The sequence below is a fragment of the Sulfurovum sp. XGS-02 genome, from assembly GCF_023213175.1.
In the GTDB taxonomy this organism is placed as follows: Bacteria; Campylobacterota; Campylobacteria; order Campylobacterales; family Sulfurovaceae; genus Sulfurovum.
The window spans coordinates 1,531,652-1,556,001 of record NZ_CP093312.1; the positions used below are offsets into that span (position 1 = coordinate 1,531,652).

Consider the following 24,350-nt stretch of genomic DNA (forward strand, 5'->3'; position numbering starts at 1 on the left):
TATATTATATGATTTGAATACATTGATTAAAATATAATCAATTTGATGGATATCTATCCCTCCTTTAAGAGATATAATTACATCAATTATAAAAAGGATAAACAGAGAGATGAAAGAGAGACGAACTTTACCCATATTATTGAAAGAACAGCATATTCTTTTGATCGGCGGTGGGAATGTTGCATTACAAAAAGCAGAAGTATTGGCAGAGAACCATATCTCTTTTTCTGTGATATCCAAAGAGGTACATCCCAAGATAAAAATATTGTGTGCTGAGATACAGATCAAAAAGTTCAAAACAAAAGACATTCAAAACGAACTCATCGTGATAGATGCAACTGGAAATGAAAAAGTCACAAAAAAACTTTTGAAATACAAACAGAAACACCCTCTTTTGCTCAACGTGGTGGATCAGCCTAAGGTCTGTGATTTCTACTTTATGGCATTGACAAAAAATGCACCTCTGCAGATCGCAGTGTCAAGTTCCGGTGCAAGTCCAACAGTGGCCAAATATTTCAGAGACAAATGTCAGGCATTTATGCCTGAGGATATGGAAACATTTTTAGAATCGCTGCAGGCACAGAGGAACAAAGGTATTATTGAGATAGATAAAACGCTTGAAAAGATCGAACAAATGACAGCAAAAGCGTATCTGGTAGGATGTGGCCTAGGAGACCCTGAACTGCTTACGATCAAAGCCTATAACATTATCAAAGAGGTGGATGTCGTTCTCTATGACCACCTCATCAGTGATGAGATCATGAATATCGTACCAGAGCATACAAAAAAGGTCTTTGTGGGTAAAGAAAAAGGATTTCATACCAAACCTCAAGAAGAGATCAATAAACTCATACGCAAATATATCAAAAAAGGCTACTCTGTTGCACGACTGAAAAGCGGTGATCCCTTTATCTTTGGCCGTGGTGCCGAAGAGTTGCTCTACCTTTCACAAAAAGGGATCAACACGGAAGTGATACCGGGTATCTCTTCGGCAGTATCAGGACCCCTGATGGGAAATATCCCTGTCACGGCAAGGGATTACAGTAATGCCTTTACCGTAGTCACCGCCCATTTAAAAGGAAATTCCATCAATCTTGACTGGATACCGATGCTGAAAAACAGAGATCATACGGTCATTGTACTGATGGGACTTACACGGATCAAAGAGATCGTACAGCAGGCTAAATCATTAAACATAGAGATAGACACGCCTTGTGCCATCGTCTCCAATGCAAGCCGAAAAAACCAGACTGTACTCACCACTACACTCGAGAACCTTGAAGAGGTTTCTCTAGGGGCGTCAAGACCATCTATTTTGGTCTTTGGAGATGTCATACACTATACAAACAGATTGAAAGAGAGTCAAAAATGAGCATTCTAGAAAAAGCCTCAAAGGCAAGAAATACCAAAGTCAACAAAGTAGAGACGACCAAAGCACTGAAGATGCCGATGGATGTCTATAGTAAGCTCGAAGAGATCGCTGCAGCCGGGTATGAAGGTCTGGCCAAAGAAGACAGTGCCTATTTTTTAAAATGTTTTGGGCTCTTTGACAAAGGTGAAGACTTTATGCTTCGTGTGCGTGTACCTGCAGGACAATTGAACTACGAACAGGCTTTGCGTATAGGTGAAGTGGCACAAAAGTATGGGAATGATTATATCGATCTGACGACACGCATGCAGGTCGAACTGCGCTATTTACAGATAGCAGACATTGCCAAAGTACTACAGGAACTCAAAGAGGTCGGTATCTCTACTTTTCAGACCGGTGTGGACAACCCGCGTAACATCGTGACAGATCCGCTTGATGGCATCGCTTACGATAACATCATAGAGACAAATCCCATCATTAATGAACTCCAAGCGATCTTCGGAGAAGATCCCGAATGGATCTCTGTATTGCCTCGTAAATTCAATACAGGTATACTGGGATCCCTTTCCAACTCCTGTAACATCTTTGGACATGACTGTTGTTTTGTCTTAGCACAAAAAGACGGGGTATTTGGATTTAACATCTATTTAGGTGCCCGGGTAGGTGTGCAGGCACAAGATGCAGATCTTTTTGTGAAGATAGATGAAGTGGGTCTTTTTTATAAATCTCTTCTAACTGTGTTTAAAACCTACGGATACCGAGACAACCGTAACAAAAACCGCTTGGTTTTTCTTATCAATGATGTCGGTATAGAAAACTTTGTCAAGGCTATTAAAGAAGAGTCTAATGCCCAGTTTGCCCCTGCAGGTACCACTATGGTACAGTCTCAAAATATTGCACTGGGATCCAATAAAGTATTAGGACGCAACGGTAAATATAATCACAAGATCATCGTACCATCCGGTATATTTAGCGGTACAGACATGATAACTGCTGCACAAGCGGCAAAAGCGTATGGCTCAGGAGATATAAGACTGACCTATGACCAGAACCTCTATATCATCAACGTTGACAAAACAGACCTGGAGGCACTAGAATCTGCAGATATCATCAAGACGTATGAAAAATTTAACAACCTCTACTTCAATGACATGATAGCCTGTGCAGGAACACAGACATGCAGTTTCGGGGTGATTCCCAACAAACCTGATGCCATAGAGATGGCACACTATCTCAATTCTGAAATACCTATAGAGAATGCAACGGTACGTATGAACTGGTCTGCCTGTCCTAAAGGGTGTGGCGTGCATGGTATCGCTGATATAGGATTTGAAGGATGTAAAGCCAAAGACGATGCAGGGAACCGTGTGGATGGTGTACATATTTTCGTCGGTGGGAAGATCACCCGTGTAGCAAAAGAAGCACATACTTTACATAAAGCCCTACCCTTGACGGAGGCTAAATATCATGTGAAATATCTGCTTAAGACCTATGCAGCGTTTAAACAAAGAGGTGAAACCTATGAAGCCTTTGATGACAGATTTTTATCGGCGAACTACTCTTTTCAAGCCCTTGGATTTTACACAAAGATAAACTATATCCTCAATGAAAAACTGGGATTGGATCTTTGGTTTGAACTTGAGAATGCACCCAAAACATTTAAAAAAGAGGAGTTTGAAATTTTTACGTTTGGATTGAAGCTCTTTAAACTGCTTACCGGTGAAAAACGTTATGAATCGGTAGAAAACTTTGAACCTGTGCTGACCAAACCTAGAAACATTACAAGAGATGAAGTCACGAAACTCAATCCGAAAGTCCCTCCAAAGCTTTCAGAAGTCATCTACAATATGACCCATCAGGAGAAAAGAGAACGGGCACAGGTATTCTCTGAACTGATCGTGGCACTTAAAGAGGTATAAATGGTCGAAGCACTCAGTAAGCATACCCCGTTAGAGAATTTCATCGAGCATAAAACCAATACCGGTATGCAGTGTGGTAACTACAGTATCGACTTGCCCGAACTTGGTGATGGTGAACAGTTCCGTTTTCACTTTGATGCCACTGCCTGTGTGGGTTGTCACTGCTGTGAAGTCGCCTGTAATGAACAAAATGCAAACCCCGATGAGATCAAATGGAGAAGGGTCGGAGAGCTGGAGATGGGTGCATTCCCTGATACGCTTCAGCTTTTTAACTCTATGAGCTGTAATCACTGTATAGAACCCGAATGTCTCATAGGCTGTCCTACAAACTCATACATCAAATTTGACAATGGTATCGTATGGCATGATGATCCTTCATGCATTGGATGTCAATACTGTACTTGGAACTGCCCCTACGAAGTACCTACGTTCAATGCAGACCGGGGTATCGTCACCAAGTGTCATATGTGTGCCGATAAACTTGAAGCAGGCCAGAGTCCTGCCTGTGTACAGGCCTGCCCGAGTAATGCGATAGAGATCGAAACTTTCAGTGTCCAACAGTGGCTTGAAGAGGATATGAAAAAAGAAGGTGTCGCCCCTCACCTGCCGGATATAGAGATCACTAAACCTACGACACGTTATACCTTGCCAGAGCTCCAAGAGGGAGAAGCGTTGCGCATTGCAGATGAGCATTTGCTCAAACCTGCACATCCTGAACTCCCACTGGTTTTCATGACCGTACTGACACAAACAAGTCTGGGTGCATTTTTGGCACTCTTTTTGGGAGAGTTACTCTTTTCACTTGGCTTTAACTTGCCCAAACCTACGTTTGCTATGGCTCTGCTAGCCTTTTTGCCTTCTGCAATCGGTTTACCGCTTTCTGCACTCCATTTAGGCAGACCGGGTATGGCACTTATGGCAATGAAGAACTGGAGAACGTCGTGGCTTTCCCGTGAGGCCATAGCCCTGGGTGCCTTTACAGGATTGGCTGCACTTGTGGCGATATGCTACTTTTTCAATGTCACTGGTTTAGGACTGCTTCTCCTTGAGGCCCTTACCCTTGCCACTGGAATCTACGGTATCTATGCACAATCAATGATCTACCGTATCAAAGCGCGTCCAAGCTGGAACAGAAAAAGTACCACCAAACGCTTTTTTGGTTCAGGCTACATAGGTTTTTTACTCATTGCCACAGCCCTGCTCATAGCGAATGGTACACAAGGTGTGATGGTTTTACTCTCTATCACCCTACTTGCAGGTATGGGACAGGCATTGGCCATACTCGAAGAGGTCATGTTCTATCGACACTTAGACAAAGAAGACCCGCTCTACTACCAGTATAACAGAAGCCGTATACTGCTTCAAGAACATTTCGGTACAGTAAAGAAGTTTAGGATTTTCTCATTGTCACTCTTTGCATTAGGTTTGCCCCTCTTGGCTATTTTATTTACCGCAAGCGGCCTAATACATTTGGCAATTCCCACACTCATCGTCTCAACACTCGGTGCATTGACCAGTGAATTAGCAGGGAGATATCTCTTCTACAGAACAGTGGTGCCTTTAGGTTTGGCAGGAAATTTCTTTGCCGGTAACCAGAGACACTAGAAAGGAATATACAATGAGTATCATACAAAAAATAAAAGACTTTTTAGGTACAGATATCAAAGAGGATAAATATGCCTTGTTCGATGATCCTATCTTTGGTAAAGTCGCCAAAAGCAAAGCACCCGATAAATGGGTCCGTTCAACCTGTGGATACTGCGGTGTAGGATGTGGTATGTATATCGGTGTAAAAAACGGTAAAGCCGTTTACTCCAAAGGGGATCCGCTGCATCCTGTCAATATGGGTACTCTGTGTCCCAAAGGTCTCAGTGAACACCAAATGGTCGAAGCCGACTCTCGTGTACGCTCTCCTCTGATCAGAAAAAACGGAGTGCTTACATCCGCTACATGGGAAGAGACGTTTCAGACAACCTCTGATGCGTTCAAGCGTATACAAGCAGAACACGGGAAAGGTGCTGTTGCTGTCATCTCCACCGGGCAATTACTGACAGAAGAGTTCTATTCTTTAGGTAAATTTGTTCAACTCGGACTTGAAACTAATAACTACGATGGAAATACCACACTTTGTATGGCTTCTGCCGTCATGGGGTACAAACAAACTTTTGGTTCTGATGGCCCGACCGGCTGTTATGAAGATTTTGAAAAAGCAGATGTTATACTGCTTATTGGCGCGAATATTGCAGACAATCATCCCATCTTAAAACTTCATATTGCAAAAAATGAATCTGTCACCGGAAAAAAACCGACTATCATTGTTGTAGACCCCCGTAAGTCCAAAACATCACAAATGGCCGATATCTTTGTCCCTCTGGCTCCACGAAGTGATCTGGCACTGATCAATGGTCTATGTTACATTATTATGGAACAGGGTTGGGAAGATGAAAAATTCATCATGGAACGTACGAACGGATATAAAGCCTTTAAAAAACATATACTGGCAAACTACCCTCCTCAGGAAGTTTCCCAGATCACAGGTATCGAGGTGAAAGAACTCTATAACTTGGCAAAAGTTTACGCCACTGCGGACAAAGTAATGAGCGCATGGACCATGGGTGTGAATCAAAGCAGTATAGGTACAGACACCGTATCTGCTATCTGTAATCTTGCTTTGATTACAGGGAACCTTGGTCGTGAAGGTGCTGCACCTATGTCTATCACAGGTCAATGTAATGCGATGGGTACAAGAGAATTCGGTTTTACCTCTTCCATCCCCGGATACAGAAATTATGCAAGCCAAAGTGACAGACAAAACTTTGCAGAGATCATCAATGTCCCTGAGGAGCTCATACCTACAGCAAGAGGTTATGCTTATCCTCAAATCATAGATGCGATCAATCGCGGTGAAATAAAAGCTTTATGGGTAGTAGCAACCAATCCTTTAGTCTCTTACCCTGACCAGAATGCTTTACGTTCAGCACTGAAGAAACTTGATATTCTTGTCGTTCAAGATGCCTTTTTGTCAGATACGGCCCAAATTGCGGATGTGGTTTTTGCTGCAGCCACCTGGAGTGAAAAAGAGGGTTGTTATACCAACTCTGAAAGACGTTGTAACTATGCTAAAAAAGCGGTAGAACCTCTAGGTGAAAGTAGAGCCGATCTTGACATAGTCAAAGAGTTTTCAAAATACTTTGAAGGCAAATACGATCTTCTTTTTAAAGATCTTCATACCCCTAGAGATGTCTTCAATGAGATTAAAAAAGTGAGCAAAGGCCAACTGTGTGACTACAGCGGTATGGACTACGAGCGTATCGAAGCGCTGGGTGGTATACAATGGCCTTGCAACGAAAATGCACCCGATGGTACCAAGCGTCTATATTCTGAGGAGATGGCGTGTAATACATCGGACGGAAAAGCAAACCTCCTGGCTGTAGACTGGGAACCACTCTCTGAAACAGCAGGTGAAGGTTTACCTTTCATGCTCAACACAGGAAGAACCGTTGAACAGTTCCATACCAGAACAAAAACAGGAACTGTAGGTATACTCGATGCTCTTGCCCCGGAAGCATGGGTAGAGTTAAGTCCAAAAGATGCAGCTAAGCTCCAAGTACACATCGGTGACCGTATAGCACTCTCAGGTAGACGTGGTCGAGTTGAAGATGTCATCGTAAAAGTAAGTGAAACAGTCAGAGAAGGTCATGTCTTTGTCCCTTTTCATTTCAACGAACAGCTCATCAACAAGGTCACCATCCCTGAGTTTGACGCCAAGTCCTTTGAACCCAATTATAAACAATGTGCGGTTCAACTGCATTCAAAAGCAGTACCTGAGGGGATCGCCTATGAAGCTCCAGAGATAACGGGTTACCTGGAAAGCGTTAAGGTCGACAAGGAGGAGGTATTCAGTGAAGAAAAGGTTGAAAGTACTAAGAAGTAAGTGCTTTCAGATCATTCAGATCAAATAAAAGCAGGTCATCATCCTGTGTTTGTAACAGCTCATTTGAAAAGCCGCTTTTGGAAAACAGTGCATAGACATCCACGTTTATACCTGACTCTGCTGCTTTGGCTTTAAGCTTGGTGAGTTCGTTCTTACAGACTTTTCGGTCTTTGTATTTGCACTCTCCCAAGATGACCTTTTTATCTTGACTTACTGCTAAAATGTCAAATTCACTGTGAATGTTCCAAAAACTTCCACTATCCACTATACTATTATGCGCTGCATAATGCTGGATTAAAAGTGCATCACAAAGCTGTTCATAGACCAAAGAACGTAAACGCTCATAATGTTTTTCAAAGTTCTTTAAAAAGGCATTCCCTTTCCCTAAAGCCAGATCTTTTTTATAATAGGTCACAAAACCGAACCAGAAACGCATGAATGGCTGTACAAAACGGAGTTTATCCTGTACACGGTAGGAGCGTTGCTCTTTTTTGAGTTTGTGTTTGGGATGGTTGCGCAATGGAGATTCTCTTGAAGCTTCGACTCTCAGCACATTTAAGTCTACCAGTTCCTGGACTATCTTCTCTCCCAGAGCCTCACTTACTTTTGCCTTTCTAAGTACGGAGTAAAGTTTTCCGTCCCCTCTGGCTACTGCCATGAGAATTTCACGATACGGACTTTCCAAAAGATATGAGGGCGAGACAAGTGCTTGAAATTTTGAGAAATTTTGCACAAAATTTGACTCAACCATAGAAAAGACATCATCAAAATAGTCCAATTCTATATCTTTGCCGATACCGCCCAAAATAGAGAAATACTCAACAGCCTGTTCTAGTTCCAAGTAAGAAAAATGTCGGTAAAACCTTTGAAATGATGCTTTGATGAAATCCCTTTGTTCATAAACTAAGTTATTTTAACATACTTTTATTTTAATTTTTGTATTATAAATGATTAATTATTAAACACCCCAAAGAGTATTATGGAAACATTTTTTAGCAAATCAGATAAAATACAACATATCATCAAGAGTTTTACCCTCACAAAAACACTTTTTGTATCATCGATCATCATCGGTGAAGCACATACAGGTAAGAAGTCACTTGCACGATACCTTTTCCCCGATACACCTTTAGTGTCAGGTAGTGATCAAAAAGAAGTGGAAGAGGCACTTGAACACAATGATGAGCTTATCATCACCAACTTTGAAAAGCTCAGTAATCAAAATTCTCTTGACTTTACCAATAAACGCATTATTGCTACAGCAGATTATATGGGCAACCCAGAGCTCATTGATGACCTTTTTGCTTTTATCTATACCATGCCATCACTGCAAGAGCGTCCTGAAGACATCGATTATTTAAAAGAGCTCTTCATTAAAGAGGCATGTTCCACGTTGATGATAGAAGAGGATACATGTGACTCTGAGCACATCCCTCTAAATCTTACTAAAAACACTAAAAGTCTCAAAAGGTCAGTCTATATACACATTATGAAACAAAGCATGCATGCGCAAGATATAGAAGAGATACTTTACCACTATTTACTTACACACCTTGACGGTAATGATGCATACAGGGAACACCTAGGCTTATATGAGAGACCTCTTATAGAAGCGGGACTTCATAAGTTTGGGTCACAGCTGCAACTTTCACAGGTTTTGGGGATCAACAGAAACACACTTAGAAAGAAGATACATGAGCACAACATCGATTGATTTTAAATCTTTTATAGAATGGGACAACAATCCTTTCATTCTTTTTAATGATCAGGGAAAAATACTCTACCTCAATAATGCTGCAGAGATTTTATTTGGGTATGTCACTAAAAAAGAGCTTTATGATATTGCTTTATCTTATGCACCTCAAACTTTTGGTTATAAGACCACCTCACTAGCACTGAATTATGACACCTACAACTTTCATGCTATTGCAGTAGGATATGAGAATGAAGAACAGATCTCTTTACGTCTATACAACACTCCGCGTATCAAACCAGCACGTAAAATAGAAAAAGACAAACTCATTACCACCGATATTAACATCCTGCTTGAGGCAAATATAGCACTCTTTAGAACAAAAAACGCCAATCCTCTTAAACTTCTAACCGATCAGGATCTACCTCAATTTAAAATAGACCAAAATAATTTCTCTAAACTCATAAGAAAAACACTCAATGCATTTAGGTCTTCAGACTCCATTGATATCTCTCTGACGCTACTCGTTGGTCAGCATGTCATAATAGATGATAAAAGAGTATCTATCGCCCAGCTTTCCATACTTGCCAATGGACGTTACGCAGATACAGATGATGAGATATGCAGCCATGCAGAGACGAGCCAGATCAAATGTGTTCTTAAAGAACACTCGATTAAACTGGAAATACCTCTTATTCAATAAGTTAGGCCTATTGATTAAAAATTAATCAGAAAGCAAAGATAAAAAATTATCATTCATGTTACTATTGTCTTGTTAAAAATTAATTTAAAAGGAAATAGCATGAAACTAAAACTTTCGGCTCTTATGGCAATGTTTTTGCCTATCTTCGCTTTTGCTGAAGATAAACTGGACACAGGTGATACAGCATGGATGATGGTATCAACAGCATTTGTACTTCTTATGACACCAGCAGGACTGGCACTTTTCTATGGCGGTATGACAAGAGCTAAAAACGTACTCAATACCTATGCAATGGTAATGGGTGCATTTGTAGTAGCCTTTGTAGTATGGATCATTGCAGGTTATTCTCTCGCATTTGGAACCAATGAAAGCGCTATGCTTCAAAATGTGTTTGGTGGATTCGGTAATGTGATGCTTGATGGTATTAAGTGGACTGACCTTTCTGGTTCATACCCTACGTATGTATTTATTGCATTCCAAGGTACGTTTGCTGCTATTACTGTAGCGATCGCTGCAGGTTCTGTGATCGAACGTATGAAGTTTTCAACTTGGATGGTAGTTGTGATCCTTTGGGGCCTTCTTGTATATGCTCCTGTGACTCACATGGTATGGGGTGGTGACGGTGCACTTCTTTTTGATGCCGGTGCACTTGATTTTGCCGGTGGTACAGTTGTACACATGAATGGTGGTTTAGCTGGTCTTGTGCTTGCACTATTGGTTGGTAAGAGAGCTGGATACCCTAAAGTTGCTATGAAACCATATAGTATCCTTCTTACTGCTGTGGGTGCCGCATTATTATGGTTCGGTTGGTATGGATTTAATGGTGGTTCTGCATTCGGTGCAAACGCTATCGCTGGTCTTGCTGTCATGACAACAACTGTTGCAACTGCTGCTGCTGCTGTAACTTGGATGCTTCTTGAGTGGTTTGTCTTTAAAAAACCGACACTTCTTGGAATTGCTTCAGGTATCATTGCCGGTCTTGTTGCGATCACACCTGCCGCTGGTTTTGTAAGCGTTGGTGGAGCATTCATCGTAGGTATCGTTGGTTCGATCGTTGCATTCTTCGGTGTTGTAACATTGAAGAAAAAACTTGGTTATGATGATTCTCTTGATGCATTTGGTATCCACTTCCTAGCAGGTCTATGGGGTGCGCTTGCAACAGGTCTTCTTGCACTTGATGACAAAGATCTACTTTGGGACGGTCCACTTAAAGAGAGCGGTGACAGAATGGGACAATTCATGGTACAACTTGAATCAGTTGTAGTTGTTGGTCTCTTTACACTTATCGGAACTGTGATCGTTTACTATATCGCTTCAGCAGTCACAGGTGGTGCAAGAGTAGATGAAGAAACTGAGTCAACTGGTCTTGATGAAACTGTTCACGGTGAAAATGTAGTGAATGCCTAAGGCATGCACTACGCTATAATTTATAAAGGATTGAATAATGAAAAAAATTGAAGCAATAATCAAACCATTTAAACTAGAAGATGTAAAAGATGCTCTTGTAGAGGCTGGTATTGAAGGTATGACTGTATCTGAAGTCAAAGGTTACGGAAGACAGCAAGGGCACTCAGAGCTTTACAGAGGTGCTGAATATGTGGTTGAATTTATCCCAAAAATTAAAATTGAGATTGTCGTAAGCACGGATGCCTATGCAGAGACTGCGATCAAGATCATCAATGAATCTGCTAAAACAGGTAAAATTGGGGACGGTAAGATCTTTGTAAGTACGATCGACCATGTCGTTCGTATCAGAACAGATGAAACTGACGCTGACGCACTCTAATCTTTTAGGGGGAGGAAAACAATGCCTTTCGAACTCTAATTTTTTAGAGGGAGAAGTAAAACGCTTCTCCCTGCTCTAATGATTAATTTTTAATCACTTTTCTTCTTAGTTAAACCATTATATTTTTTAAACTGCTACATTTTCGAGCAATATCCACTTCCAATCTATTCCAATAATCGATACAATACCAACATCTAGAATATAAGGAACTAACTATGGAAATAAATTTCGTCATAGATACCTTCTTCGCACTCTTCGCCATGACCCTTATCATCTTCATGGTGCCGGGTTTTGCTATGCTTGAAGCGGGATTGGTACGAACAAAGAATGTCACATCAGTACTGACTGTAAACGTAATGATCTATGCGGTCGCTTCTCTAGCATTTTTACTGATAGGTTATGAGCTTGCATTTGGAAGCTGGGATCATCAAAACGGTATGAGTAAATGGGCATTTTTTATGTTTCAAATGGCATTTGTAGGTAAAGTAGTCAATATCATGAGTGGTGGGGTAAGTGAACGTTCCCGTATCCTGCCTTTGGCTATATTCACCATTGTTGTTGGAGCATTGATCTATCCGGTTATTGTAAACCTTACATGGGGAGCAAATTTTTTAGCCGGTACAGCCTTGGATATCTCATCACTTTCCGATCTTGCAGGATCCACAGTGATACATTCTACGGGAGGTTGGGCACTGCTTGCAGCCATTCTCATCATGGGGCCTAGACGCGGAAGATACAAAGACAATATCGTTCGTGTTATCCCCGCATCCAATATCCCTTTGGTCACATTGGGAGCGCTTTTACTTTGGATCGGTTGGTTTGGGTTTAACGGTGGTTCTGTGGGAGCGATCTCCTCAAAAGAGAATGCTGATGCAGTGGCACTCACTATCATGAACACCAATACAGCGGGTCTTGCAGGTGCTATCGCAGGATGGCTACTGACGTACTTTAGATATAAGAAATTCGATATCACGGTCATACTCAACGGTGCACTAGGTGGACTTGTCGCCGTTACAGCCGGACCAGACCAATATGATATCCATACCCCTATTCTCATTGGTGCGATCGGTGGGGCCTTGGTTGTCCTCTTTGTACCTATTTTTGATAAATTCAGAATGGATGATCCTGTGGGTGCATTGTCTGTTCACTTGATCAATGGTATCTGGGGTACACTTGCAGTAGGTATTTTTGTAGCAGATGTAAGCATCTGGACACAATTAAAAGGTATACTTGTTGTAGGTATGATTGTTTTTCCACTTTCATGGATTACAATATACATTATTAACAAAGTCTTTGTACTTCGTGCAAATGATGAAGAACAACTTGAGGGAATCGATGCGACAGAGTGTGGTATAGAGTCATACCCAGAATTTAAACGTAGCATATAAGGAGATAACAAATGAAAAAAATTGAAGCGATCATCAAACCATTTAAACTTGAAGATGTAAAGGATGCGCTTGTCGAACAAGGTATAGAAGGGATGACAGTCTCTGAAGTAAAAGGGTATGGAAGACAGCAAGGTCATCCGGAACTCTACAGAGGTGCAGAGTATGTAGTAGAGTTCATTCCTAAAGTAAAAATTGAGATTATTGTCAGCAATGATGACTATCTAAACAAAGCGATTGAAGCCATTAAAGAACATGCTAAGACAGGTAAAATCGGTGATGGTAAAATCTTTGTATCTGATATCTCTAAAACGATCCGTATCAGAACCGGTGAAGAGGATGAAGAGGCATTATAGGGAGAATATCTCTATAAGAACGACAAGAAGGCTTTATAAGCCTTCTTCTTTCAACTGTTCAATTTTCTTTTCACTCCCAGTTAACTTCCAGACCACTTTATCCACACCAAAATCACGTTCATAATGTGTTAAACCTAAATGTTTCAGTCTATAGAGTGTTTTGTCCACTTCTGAATAGCCTGTTTCAAACTCATAGGTTATCTGCTTTTCATAAGGCACCAAAGTTGCCTCATTCAAGACATTTTTGACCGATTCTGCATAGGCCCTGGCCATACCGCCTGTACCAAGCTTTATGCCTCCAAAGTAACGTACAATGAGTACTGCACAATTAATAAGTGCTTCGCCACGCAAAACATTCAGTGCAGGTACACCTGCACACCCCTTGGGTTCTCCCTCATCAGAAGCGTTTTCAACAATTTGTCCAAATTCATTGAGATGGCGTACAGCATAGACCACATGATTTGCTTTGGGATGCTCACTTTTCAGTTTGGCTTGTAACCCTTCATACGCTGCGATAGGTACGAGATGCGTAATGAATTTCGAACGATTTACTTCAGTAGTATATACACTAGGGGAGGTGATGGTAACCATCAATACGTTGTCTCATCATGCTGTCCCGCTCCACAACAGAGACAGATACTGCAGTCAGCACAAGGAAACATAGGCGTTGGTTCTTTTGAGACATACTTTACAATGAGATCTACAAATGCATCACTGTCATTCATACATTCGGCTACGATATAATCATCATATTTAATTTTTTCGGCGATCTCGCGATGTTCTATATCCAATTCAAACAGTGTTTCAGAGTTATCAATGGTAAATGCCAAAGGATAGATCAGTACTTTACGATTGACAGGATTACGTAATACATCCACCAGGTTGGGTTCTAACCAGGATGCAGATCCAACTTTAGATTGATAGACCAGCTTCACATCTTTAAACACAATCCCTTTCACTGCTAACAATGTTCTAATCGCACTGACATTCGATTCAACTTGACGTTGGTAAGGATCTCCTGCTTTAATGATACTCATGGGTAGCCCATGTGCAGACAAGAGCAGGTCATATTCTCTAGTGTCCTTATCTCCTATCGCTTTTTCTATCTGCGCTACATTTGCTTGAATGTAATCTATATCATCAAAATATTGGCATGTAGACATAGTGATCTTTGGATGATAATCCAAAGCTTTACATCTTCCAATAATGTCTTCATAAGAGGAGAGTGTGGTAGTGGTTGAGTATTGTGGATACATCGGAAAGAGTATAAGCTCATCTACACCCTCTTCTTTGCACTGCTTTAAAGCATCTCCTGCAAAAGGGGGCACGTAACGCATGGCAGCATAAATAGGTATATCCAACCTACATTGCAGTTTATCGATAAGTTTCTGCGTCAACTCAGATAAAGGGGATTTCCCACCCAAATGCGTATAGCTCTCTTTTGCATCATCTAGACGTTTAGTTATAATGATTTTACGAACCAATGCACGTGTCATAGGGTTAGTTGGCAAAATGTTTTTATCTGAGAACATATTATGTAAAAAAAGTTCTACTTCATCCAGATCATTGGGACCACCCATATTGAGAAGAAAAAGTGCTTTGTTCATTGACATCCTTTAAAGTCTTGTATCTTAGCATAGAAAGTGTAAAATTCATTAAAGTTATAACATATAAAGGTTAAATTATGATTATTATCCCTGCACGCATAGGATCAAGCCGCTTTCCCAATAAAGTTTTAGCAGATATCGGAGGTGTACCGATGGTTGTCAGAACAGCAAAGGCTGTTGAAGATATAGATACCGTTGTCATAGCCACAGACTCACAGGAAGTCATAGACATAGCACTTACTCACGGAGTTCAAGCCGTACTCACGTCCGATACACATCAGAGCGGTACTGATCGTATCTACGAAGCAGCACAAAAATTGGATCTTGATGAAGATGAGATCATTATCAATGTACAGGGGGATGAACCCTTTATCGAAACTGATGTCGTACAGGCTATCTATGATCTAACAAAAAAGAATAAAGAAGATGCACGTATTATGATGAATTCCTGCTACAAAACCATTTCAAATCCGGAGGCGGATGATCCAAATATCGTAAAGGTTGTCACAGATACCAATGACCTGGCACTCTATTTTTCAAGAGCAAAAGTTCCCTATCCAAGAGACCATCACTTTGATGCCTACAAAGGGCATTTGGGTATCTATGGCTTTACTGTCAAATCATTACATCAATTTTGTATGCTTGAACCTGCACCATTGGAAGATATAGAGAAACTCGAACAACTTAGAGCCCTCTATCATGGATATGAAGTTGCTATGATAGAGGTAGACACAGAGAGTTTTGGTATTGACACCATGGAGGATTTAGAAAAAGCGATTAAACACCATCGCTTATAATTAAGAAAAAGAAGAGAGAAAATTATTCTCTCTTCTATGGTCTATTTTACCGCTTGTCCAAGATCCCACATTGGCATAAAGATACCCAGAGCCATGAGAAGTACCAATGCTGCAATAAAGAAGAGCATGATCGGTTCTATATAGGCAGCAAGATTATCGATCAGATCCTGGAATCGCATATCATAATAATCGGTCACTTTATCCATCATGGCATCTAATTGACCACCCGCTTCACCCGCTTTTATCATCTGAAGCAACATATTTTCATACAGACCGGTCAACTGGAATGCTTCAGCCAGACTCATACCACGGCCAATGTTTGCATTCACCGTTAACAACTTTTCTTTGATCACAGCATTATCAACCATACCGACAGCCGTCTCCAATGCTTCAGAGACAGGAATTCCTGATTTAACCAACTGGCCAAAGACCAAATTGTATTTATGCATAGTAGAGAGAAAGATCGCTTTATTGATCAAGTAAAACTTTGGGTGTATCATCATCTTATCCATCTGGTATTTAAAATCTGTATTATTTTTATAGAGATATTTTACAACAACGACAGAAGCAAACAGGATAAAAAGAATGAGTAAACCATAATTAGTGAATGCCCATTCCAGTTTAAGCAGTATCTGTGTAGGAATTGGAAGTTCTGTTTTAAATCTAGCAAAAATATCTTTAAATTTTGGTACAACCACCATGATCAAGATAGTAAATGCAATAGCCATTGCGGCCAATGTGATCAATGGTGTTCTAATGGCTTTTTTAAATTTTGCCGTATTATCTCTGATCGTTTCAAGTATATCTGCAAGCTTGTGATAAGACTCTGAAATATTACCTGTTCTCTCTCCAAGATTTGTCATAGCGATAGCAACATGCCCAAACTCATTCGTATACGGCTCTATCGCATTTGAGATACTATTACCTGAATTAATATCTTTATTGATCGTTGTATAGATCTCTTTAAGCTGTTTATTCTCAGTATTTTCTGCAACTTCCAACAATGTATCATTAATAGGAATACCCGCATCGGTCATGACGGCGATTTGTCTTATCGTTGATATTTTATCATTGAGTGGTATCTTGGATTTAAATGACTTTTGAACTCCTGAAAGGAGTTCAGATAAACTATCTTCAAGAGGTGCTGATGTCTCCATAGCCTTCATCACCATTGTCATAGGAAATTTTTGTTTCGCAAGGTCAATGGCTGCCATTTTATTGACGGCTTTCACTAGCTCTTGTCTTTTTTTACCCTTTTCCATTACTGTTACATTAAAATATTTCATCTTATAACCTCGCTACTCTATAAATTTCTGCAATGGTCGTTTTACCTTCCAATGCTTTATGGACACCATCTTCAAACATCGTAATGAATCCTTCTTCCTCAGCTTGTTGTGTCAATTCTTCTTTAGATGCGTTATTTGCGATCATACGTGACATCGTTTCACTGACAGTTAACACTTCAGATATCATCTCCCTTCCTGCATAACCGCTATGTCCACACTCTTTACACCCTTCTCCTATATAGAAAGTAGGGTTTTCAGGGAGGTACTCTTCTACTGATTTTCTAAGCGTTACATCAAGTACCGTCTCTTTCTTACAGTGAACACATATTTTACGAACAAGCCTTTGTGCCTGAATCGCAACCAATGCACCACTGACCAGATACTCTTCAATACCCATATCCAAAATTCTTGTAACTGCAGAGATCGCATCATTGGTATGCAGAGTAGAGAGAACAAGGTGGCCCGTCAATGCTGCTTGAATGGCAATTCTCAATGTCTCCTTATCCCTGATCTCCCCAATCATGATTTTGTCTGGATCCTGTCTGAGTATAGATCTAAGTGCATCTGCAAAACCCAGACCAACATTTGGGTTGACATGTACTTGCTGTAAACCACCCATCTGGTACTCCACCGGGTCTTCCACTGTGATGATCTTATCTTTTACATCTTTGATCGCATTGAGTGCACCGTAAAGCGTAGTCGTTTTACCAGATCCGGTAGGCCCGGTAACAAGCACAATACCATAGGGTACCTTGATCGATTCAGAAAATCTGTCATAACAAAATTTACTCATACCTGCTTCTTCAAGCCTGATCATCGCTTTGGACTTATCCAAGATACGAAGAACAATTGACTCACCAAATATCGTAGGCAACGTTGAAACCCTAAAGTCAAAATCTTTTTGTGATACGGTCGCCGAGAACCTACCATCCTGTGGTTTTCTTTTTTCTGCAATATCCAGGTTTGAAAGTAGTTTCATTCTAGAAGCCAACGGGTTAAAAATATCTTTATCGAATGTAAAACTTTGACGTAATATACCGTCTACACGGAACCTGACAATACAGTTTTTTTCCATTGCTTCAATATGAATATCACTGGTACCTGCAAATATAGCTGATTTCAATATCACATCGATCAATTTTAGAACCGCAGGCGATTCATCCGCTTTTTCATCAACCTTTCCCTCTTGTGCCAGATCCTTACGAATATCTGCAACCAACCCTTTAATACTCTCATTGATCTCTAGACGCTGCAAATGCTGGTTGATCTGCGATGGTTTAGCAATAGCAATACGTATAGGTTTCTTCGGGAAAAGTCTTTGTATGGCATCTTGGGCTGCCATATCAAGAGGATCATCAAATACAATAAGTACATGCAAGTCACTCTCTTCTATAGGTATAATATTATATTTGAGCAATTGACTGTATGAAATTTTTGAAAAGAGTTTCATATCAATTTCAACATCATCCAGATCAATATATTCTACATGCAGTGTTTTTGCCACCTCTTCTATGATAGGAATAATGTTGATTCCTTCGATCTTCTCAAGATGTGACAAAGTAATCACACCCTGCCTTATCTTCTTAGCCAGAAAGATCTCCACTGTATGCAGATCTGTCATCCCTTCTGCTAAGAGGTTTGCAAAGGAAATCTTTTTGGGAGGTCTGCTTTTCACCAATGTAGAAATCGCTTCTTTCGTGATAAGGTTTTCTTTAAGCATGATTTCAATGAGTTTTACCATTTACCGCTCCCAACTATATTCAAAAAGTATACCATAATACTTAACTTAATTTTATAATTTATCATTTTCAATCCGATATAATAACTTTTTTGCTTCTCGTGAGTCTGACTGTTTCAGATAAGCATTTAAAATAGACAAGGCTTCATTTTTACGGCCCAATTTGACTTTTGATTTGACAAAAATAAGTAAACTCTCTTCCTTACTCTCATCAAGTTTATTCGTCTCCAATGCCCAATATTCAGCTTTTTGATAATTTCCATTTTTATAATAACTTTTAGCTAAAAATAAAGCATCATCTATGTCATGTGATTCAAAAAAACGCTTCTCTACATCTTTATATCCTGAGACACTTGTTGAATCAATGATCTCTAGATGTATTTTCTTCTCTGCCACGATCTCTTCTTCAGAGTTATTTTCATTACTGTCATCAAGTATAGGTATATCGACCAGTATATTGTTATGTGTCTTCTCCACTTTATCAGCCATCTCTATCATATTCTCTTTGACTTCCAAGTTGTCCAAAGCCTTATCAAGTAGTACACTCTCTTTGACATTCATCCTATCAGACGTTACACTATTTTTAGACGCTTCATTGTATTCAAGAGTTCGGTTGACATTTGAAGTCTCAAAATAGCCTTTCAAAGTACCAATATTCATGTTACTATTTGTTTGAAAAAAAATAATAAAAATGGCTAAAATAACAAGAATTCCAAAGCCTATATACCAAGGTTTTAACTTTTTCTTCCTATATCGTTTCCACTCTTCCTCTAACTGTTTTATATCATACATGAATGTATCCTAATTTCAGTGCTGCCATTTCAATAATTCGGTCTGATATCTTCGTATAGTTCACTTTTGAGGGTTCATTTTTATCATAATATTCACAAATTTCAAAAATAGTAAACAAAAGTTTATTACACTCTCGGTAATTACCTTTAGTATATTTGTGAATACGTTTAATATTCTTCGCTTTAATACTGTTTGCTATTTCAAAAAGATTCTTCTTTAAAAGTTTTTTATGGATATAGGCAGTCTGATCTTCCTTTGTAGCATTTTTAAGCTCGATCACTTCCCATATACGAGATTGAAAATGCTCTTTGGCTATCAAATCTTCATCTTCTGTTTTATGTAAAGAAACGACAAATTTGACAGCACGGCTGTCAGAAAGAAGGCGAATCTTTTCCATCATCTCAGGACTATACATTTGTGCTTCATCCAGTAAGATAATGATCTCTCTTTTACCTCTGAGGTTTTTACAGAAATCAACTAATGAAGCAAAATTCACTTCCGTGTTGCTCGGTAGATCCTTTTTTGTTAAAACTTTAAATAATTTATGAAAAAACTCTTTTTCATTGATCGCAGGTGTATCAAAATAGTGAATCTCTTTTTGGTGCTTTAGTTTTTCCTGGACTCGAGTGAGTAAAATACTTTTACCTGTACCAGGTTTACCAAATAGTAAGATCATCTTCAGCGGCTTATTCATGCTATGCTGCAATTGTTGAAAAGCCGTGACTGAAGAATCTAGATCAATGTAATCGTCAATATCTACCGAATCAACGAATACATTTTTAGCAGCTTCATATCTACTTTTCATTTAACTTTGCATATCCCAAGTCTTTTAATGAAACAGACTTAGAATTTTTAACGATATGTGGAGTGATAATAAATACCAACTCTTCTACTGTATTAATTTTCTCTTGACGTTTAAATAAAGTACCTAACCCAGGGATATCACCCAAAAGTGGTACATGATTGTCTTTAAACCCTGTTTGTGTCGATATAAGCCCTCCAAGTATAGCATGCTCCCCATCTTTTACCTTGATCACAGAGGCGATCTGTTGTTTAACTAAATCAGGCGGGATCGTTCTTGCACCTGCACCTGTTGTAACGGTATCTATTGTATCCGAAATAGATGGGTTGATCTTTAAGGTAATCATTCCGTTACTATCGATCTCCGGTGTAATGTCCAGTAGAACTCCGGCAAAGACAGAATCAACAACCTCACCCTCTGCAGCAACAGCACCACCTGTACTTGATGCTGTACTCGAAGACTTGATCTTATAGAAGAGCTCTTGCCCTACACTGATCAATGCAGGTTGGTTGTTGAGAGCCATCACACGAGGGCTTGAGACAGATTTGACATCTCCCTGCGTCGATAAGAATTTCACCACTTCAGTTACATCTGTACTTCCTGTAGCACTGAAAAGTTGTGCATTACTTGGTCTTGTATCAGGTGAGGCTGCATATTCTGTTATACCGTCTGTTGTATCAAATGTAAACTCAGCTATATTTTTCTGTGCCATGAGGATACTATTGATCGTTTGGTTCTGCAAACTATAGAGTTGAGACCAGTCAACCCCAGTTGTAGTACTGTCATCAAAGGATACACTAAGAATACGTATATCGATCAATACTTGTGATTTGATCTGTTTTGTAAGTTCATGTACATACCTAGCCACTCTGTTGATCTGTCGATCTGTACCTGTTACTGTCACCATACCTGCTTCCGGATTCACGATTGGTGCCAAAGGATTATATTCCCACACTTTACCATCCGGACCCGTCCATGTATCACCAGATCTTGTATAATGGGTACTTCCATCAGCTGCACCGATCAAGATACGCTGTATCTCTGCTTCGACCGTCTTCCAAAATTGGAACTCATCCGTACTTTCTATCTCTATACCTGTTTTAGACGATGACTGGCTCGAATTAGCACCACCTCCTGCTTGCTGAGCAGAGTCTTCACTACCGGCAATAGTCACATTGGCAGTACTCACACCTTTTCTCTGTCCAGAAATATAATGAATACGGAATGTACGTGTGATCAAATATGAGATCGTCAGTTTATTTCCATTGAGTGTATAATTGAGGTCATTGTCTTTAAGGATCGTATTTAAAAAACCTTTTAATGTACTGTTTTTCAACTTTACATAATAAAGATTGTTATTCATCCGTAACTTTGCAGCATCATCTTTTACAATCACACTCAATCCACATGTATCTGCAAGATTGTCTATAACATCCCTAATGGTCAATTTACTGTCTATCGTCACACTAAATAACTTTGTAGAACAACTTCCTGCTGAGAGGTTATGAGTAAACCCTAATAGCATTGCTAGTACTACAAGAAACTTAAATCCTGATGTATGTATATTTTTCATTCTATTACCTTTCTTCCAACTTTATGAAATTATCTCTCTTATCATGAAGAAATAATTTTTTAATGTGATTCTCATTTCGAAGTACCACACCTCTTTCACCTACATATTTTAATGTATAGCCCATAACACTATCATCAAGACTGTTCCATGAATCATTAATATAAGCTTTGCCATTTACTATAGCATGCAGTACTAATTTCGCTTCATTGGTATCATTTACTGCGACTTTTGTCACATTATTCTCTACTTGTAGGCGTACAAATGGATCCTTTGTACTCTCTAAAGTTGCTAAATCCACACCCTCACGTTTTTCGTGTATTTTAAAAATCATATCTTGTATCTGTTTAACAGATAAATCTGCATTTAAGAGCACTGTCAGTGGTAATAGTAATAAAAATATCTTTTTCATTAGTGATTTATCCCCCATACTGAAATATTAATATCTGCTATAGTATCTGATGAATTAGTATCCGAAACCAATTTGGATTCAAAGATATCTGTTACCAAAACATTTTGCTCAAGTTCATTCATAAACTTCACAATATTCTTATAGGGTCCCTTACAACCTATACCGATTTCTAAAACATGACCAAAACTACCTGTATTTTCACTGACATATTTATTCGTAATATATTCCAGGTCAACATTTTGTATCTCTGCTTTATGTGTCACTGAATTTAAGAATATAGACCAACTTTTTTGATTGAACAACATATCAGAAAGCTTTTCCAAATTCGAGTCTATAAATTTGATCTTGTTCGTTGTATCGACGATCTTTTTCTTTTTGACAACGATATCATTATCAAATTTCTTCACATAGTATTCACGATCACCGCTCACTGTGATAGAGTTAAGATAGATATTGTTGTCTTTTATACTTTTTTGTATGCTTTTTTTACTTCGTTCACTTTTTTTGTAGAGATCTTCTGTATAAGGTAATAAATAGGCATATCCTAAATATGCTATAATACCGGCTATACCAAGGATCACTACCCATTTTTCGCTCTCTTTTTTAGGAGCAAAATAGATATCTAATGCTTCTAATTTATCTTCTAAATATTTCATCTTAATACAACCTTTAACAGACCTGCATAGTAATTACTCTCAGGGTCTTTTTGGATTCTTTCGATATCTATTTCAATGATTTCATCAAAATGGGTATCAGACATATATTTAATCACTTCTGTAAATTTTCTGTCATCTGAACTAAGTAAGGAGAGCCACAATGTGTCCTTCTCACTTTTTAACATCTCTACATGTACGTCAAACTGATCAAGCTCTTTAGCAAGCGTATGATAGATCCCTGACTTCAAACGGTAATTTACTTTTTTATCGTAAATAGATGTAAGCATCTTTGATTTTCCATCATATGTATCGGATAATACTTTTATCTTGTCATCTAACATTTTGATCTGGCTTTTCTTCTCACTCAGTATTTTTTTATACTTATTCGATTCGGCTGTGAGTTTATTATTTTCAATTGTTAATGCATAAATTTTTGCATCATTTACATAGGAACCTACCAGGTAGACCAAAGGATATGCCAAACTCAAAGCAATAGCAGCAGCACTTGAAATAATGAACTGACCGCTTGCTCTATTGACAAAAGATGGTGCACGTGGATACGTAGTTAAATTGACAAAAGAAGATTCATCTTCCATATAGTCAAATGAACTTAGGAGCATCAAATATTGTAATTGATCCGTATACCATTCATCACTTGATACATTATAGTTGAAATTAAAATCTGATGAGTGTAAACCTAAATAGTTCTGACTATAGTCATCTAACCCGATAATAGGCCCTTTTTCACTTCCTATAAACAATTGATCTATGGTATCTAACTCAAATGCTCTCTTTACATAAATAATGATGTCATTAATCGTGATAAAGACATCAGCAAAGATTTTCATAAAACTTTGTTGATAGTCACTGTTTGTTGTTTTAAGACCTTCTGATTCTAGTACAGTGTAAAACTCTTTTTCATCAACTTTTTCACCTATAGACTCACAATATTTATCGTATATCTGTTCTAAAGAGAAATCTATGGATTTCGAATAGAGATATTGACCATTCTCATACACCGTTACAAACGCATCATTTTTCGTAAAGTAAACAAAGCAGTGTGCTTTATTGTCTTGTAGTATCTCTTTTTTATACAGTGGTTTATAAAGAAGTGGTGCCGGGACAATGAGGTCAATATATTTTGTTTGCTCTTTTATAGGGAGATAGAGTTCATCAAGTGACTCCGGTTCAGCAACGAAGATATGATATTCTCTCTCTTCCCCTGAACTTTCAAGTTCAACCGAAGAGATAGTATACGTATGAGCCTGATCCAGGCCTAACTCTTCATAAGCTTTGATATCGAGTATATCTGCAATATCTTCTTCGGGAATATTTCTACTTATATTTACTTTTGTACTAATAATATCTCTATTATTTACATACGAGGTAATAAAATTTGAAGTATTGTAAGTGAGCTTATCTAAAGGTTTAAATACATCATTTTTAAATGCATAACTTTTACCTGTGTATGCATTAAGCGTAACAACATTTTTTACAGTCGATTCTGACGAATTTTTTTTCAAAAACATTTTAAACTTCCTTCCT

Annotated in this window: 22 protein-coding genes; 11 read left to right on the forward strand and 11 right to left on the reverse strand. The window is 39.0% G+C overall.

The genetic code is table 11. The features are described from left to right. Window positions 1-109 precede the first annotated feature (109 nt). Genes cobA through MN086_RS07545 form a run of 4 tightly spaced genes read left to right on the forward strand, consistent with a single transcriptional unit; the run spans window position 110 to window position 7,222 of the window. Window positions 110-1,372 carry a uroporphyrinogen-III C-methyltransferase gene (gene cobA / locus MN086_RS07530; protein ID WP_248575404.1) on the forward strand — a complete coding sequence of 421 codons (1,263 nt, stop codon included), beginning with the start codon at window positions 110-112 and terminating at the stop codon, window positions 1,370-1,372. Then, window positions 1,369-3,288, forward strand: coding sequence for a nitrite/sulfite reductase (locus MN086_RS07535; RefSeq protein ID WP_248575405.1), 1,920 nt, complete (start codon window positions 1,369-1,371; stop codon window positions 3,286-3,288). Before cobA ends, MN086_RS07535 begins: the two co-directional genes overlap by 4 nt. Next, complete coding sequence (locus MN086_RS07540) at window positions 3,289-4,893, forward strand: DmsC/YnfH family molybdoenzyme membrane anchor subunit (RefSeq protein ID WP_248575406.1); 1,605 nt, start codon at window positions 3,289-3,291, stop codon at window positions 4,891-4,893. Between the two features lie 13 nt (window positions 4,894-4,906). Continuing rightward, window positions 4,907-7,222: a molybdopterin oxidoreductase family protein gene (locus MN086_RS07545; protein ID WP_248575407.1), complete on the forward strand. Its 2,316-nt coding sequence runs from the start codon at window positions 4,907-4,909 to the stop codon at window positions 7,220-7,222. On the opposite strand, the gene MN086_RS07550 is transcribed toward MN086_RS07545, so the two are convergent. Next, a complete protein-coding gene (locus MN086_RS07550; protein ID WP_248575408.1) occupies window positions 7,212-8,063 on the reverse strand; it encodes a DUF234 domain-containing protein in 852 nt (283 codons plus the stop codon). The genes MN086_RS07545 and MN086_RS07550 overlap by 11 nt on opposite strands. Window positions 8,064-8,201: 138 nt before the next feature. On the opposite strand from MN086_RS07550, the gene MN086_RS07555 reads away from it, so the two are divergent. The 6 genes from MN086_RS07555 (at window position 8,202) to MN086_RS07580 (ending at window position 13,145) form a co-directional block, all read left to right on the forward strand. Then, window positions 8,202-8,936: a helix-turn-helix domain-containing protein gene (locus MN086_RS07555; protein WP_248575409.1), complete on the forward strand. Its 735-nt coding sequence runs from the start codon at window positions 8,202-8,204 to the stop codon at window positions 8,934-8,936. Next, window positions 8,917-9,618 (forward strand): hypothetical protein, encoded by a 702-nt coding sequence (locus MN086_RS07560; RefSeq protein ID WP_248575410.1) that lies wholly within the window; start codon window positions 8,917-8,919, stop codon window positions 9,616-9,618. The genes MN086_RS07555 and MN086_RS07560 overlap by 20 nt, the downstream gene beginning before the upstream one ends. Before the next feature lie 99 nt (window positions 9,619-9,717). Then, the gene (locus MN086_RS07565) at window positions 9,718-11,025 is read left to right on the forward strand and encodes an ammonium transporter (RefSeq protein ID WP_248575411.1); all 1,308 of its coding nucleotides are present in this window, start codon (window positions 9,718-9,720) and stop codon (window positions 11,023-11,025) included. A gap of 37 nt (window positions 11,026-11,062) precedes the next feature. After that, window positions 11,063-11,404, forward strand: a complete 342-nt coding sequence (locus MN086_RS07570) for a P-II family nitrogen regulator (protein WP_008243759.1) — start codon at window positions 11,063-11,065, stop codon at window positions 11,402-11,404. 215 nt (window positions 11,405-11,619) lie between these two features. Beyond that, window positions 11,620-12,792: an ammonium transporter gene (locus tag MN086_RS07575; RefSeq protein ID WP_248575412.1), complete on the forward strand. Its 1,173-nt coding sequence runs from the start codon at window positions 11,620-11,622 to the stop codon at window positions 12,790-12,792. Window positions 12,793-12,803: 11 nt separating this feature from the next. Further along, window positions 12,804-13,145: a P-II family nitrogen regulator gene (locus MN086_RS07580; protein WP_248575413.1), complete on the forward strand. Its 342-nt coding sequence runs from the start codon at window positions 12,804-12,806 to the stop codon at window positions 13,143-13,145. A gap of 33 nt (window positions 13,146-13,178) precedes the next feature. Here the strand turns inward: MN086_RS07580 and MN086_RS07585 are convergent, their stop codons facing one another. Continuing rightward, the gene (locus MN086_RS07585) at window positions 13,179-13,736 is read right to left on the reverse strand and encodes a YigZ family protein (protein WP_248575414.1); all 558 of its coding nucleotides are present in this window, start codon (window positions 13,734-13,736) and stop codon (window positions 13,179-13,181) included. After that, complete coding sequence (hemH, locus tag MN086_RS07590) at window positions 13,736-14,752, reverse strand: ferrochelatase (RefSeq protein ID WP_248575415.1); 1,017 nt, start codon at window positions 14,750-14,752, stop codon at window positions 13,736-13,738. Before hemH ends, MN086_RS07585 begins: the two co-directional genes overlap by 1 nt. Window positions 14,753-14,829: 77 nt before the next feature. Here hemH and kdsB point away from each other — a divergent pair, with 77 nt between their 5' ends. Next, window positions 14,830-15,549, forward strand: coding sequence for a 3-deoxy-manno-octulosonate cytidylyltransferase (gene kdsB, locus MN086_RS07595; RefSeq protein WP_248575416.1), 720 nt, complete (start codon window positions 14,830-14,832; stop codon window positions 15,547-15,549). Between the two features lie 41 nt (window positions 15,550-15,590). On the opposite strand, the gene MN086_RS07600 is transcribed toward kdsB, so the two are convergent. Genes MN086_RS07600 through MN086_RS07635 form a run of 8 tightly spaced genes read right to left on the reverse strand, consistent with a single transcriptional unit; the run spans window position 15,591 to window position 24,334 of the window. Continuing rightward, on the reverse strand, window positions 15,591-16,835 hold the full coding sequence (locus MN086_RS07600) for a type II secretion system F family protein (protein WP_248575417.1): 1,245 nt from the start codon (window positions 16,833-16,835) through the stop codon (window positions 15,591-15,593). 1 nt (window position 16,836) lies between these two features. After that, on the reverse strand, window positions 16,837-18,576 hold the full coding sequence (locus MN086_RS07605) for a GspE/PulE family protein (RefSeq protein ID WP_248575418.1): 1,740 nt from the start codon (window positions 18,574-18,576) through the stop codon (window positions 16,837-16,839). A 51-nt stretch (window positions 18,577-18,627) separates the two neighbouring features. Continuing rightward, complete coding sequence (locus MN086_RS07610) at window positions 18,628-19,365, reverse strand: CDC27 family protein (protein WP_248575419.1); 738 nt, start codon at window positions 19,363-19,365, stop codon at window positions 18,628-18,630. After that, window positions 19,358-20,170, reverse strand: coding sequence for an ATP-binding protein (locus tag MN086_RS07615; protein WP_248575420.1), 813 nt, complete (start codon window positions 20,168-20,170; stop codon window positions 19,358-19,360). Before MN086_RS07615 ends, MN086_RS07610 begins: the two co-directional genes overlap by 8 nt. Then, window positions 20,160-21,740: a pilus (MSHA type) biogenesis protein MshL gene (gene mshL / locus MN086_RS07620; RefSeq protein ID WP_248575421.1), complete on the reverse strand. Its 1,581-nt coding sequence runs from the start codon at window positions 21,738-21,740 to the stop codon at window positions 20,160-20,162. Before mshL ends, MN086_RS07615 begins: the two co-directional genes overlap by 11 nt. 4 nt (window positions 21,741-21,744) lie before the next feature. Beyond that, window positions 21,745-22,149 (reverse strand): hypothetical protein, encoded by a 405-nt coding sequence (locus tag MN086_RS07625; protein ID WP_248575422.1) that lies wholly within the window; start codon window positions 22,147-22,149, stop codon window positions 21,745-21,747. Beyond that, window positions 22,149-22,805 (reverse strand): hypothetical protein, encoded by a 657-nt coding sequence (locus MN086_RS07630; RefSeq protein ID WP_248575423.1) that lies wholly within the window; start codon window positions 22,803-22,805, stop codon window positions 22,149-22,151. The genes MN086_RS07625 and MN086_RS07630 overlap by 1 nt, the downstream gene beginning before the upstream one ends. After that, window positions 22,802-24,334, reverse strand: coding sequence for a hypothetical protein (locus MN086_RS07635; RefSeq protein WP_248575424.1), 1,533 nt, complete (start codon window positions 24,332-24,334; stop codon window positions 22,802-22,804). The genes MN086_RS07630 and MN086_RS07635 overlap by 4 nt, the downstream gene beginning before the upstream one ends. Window positions 24,335-24,350 lie beyond the last annotated feature (16 nt).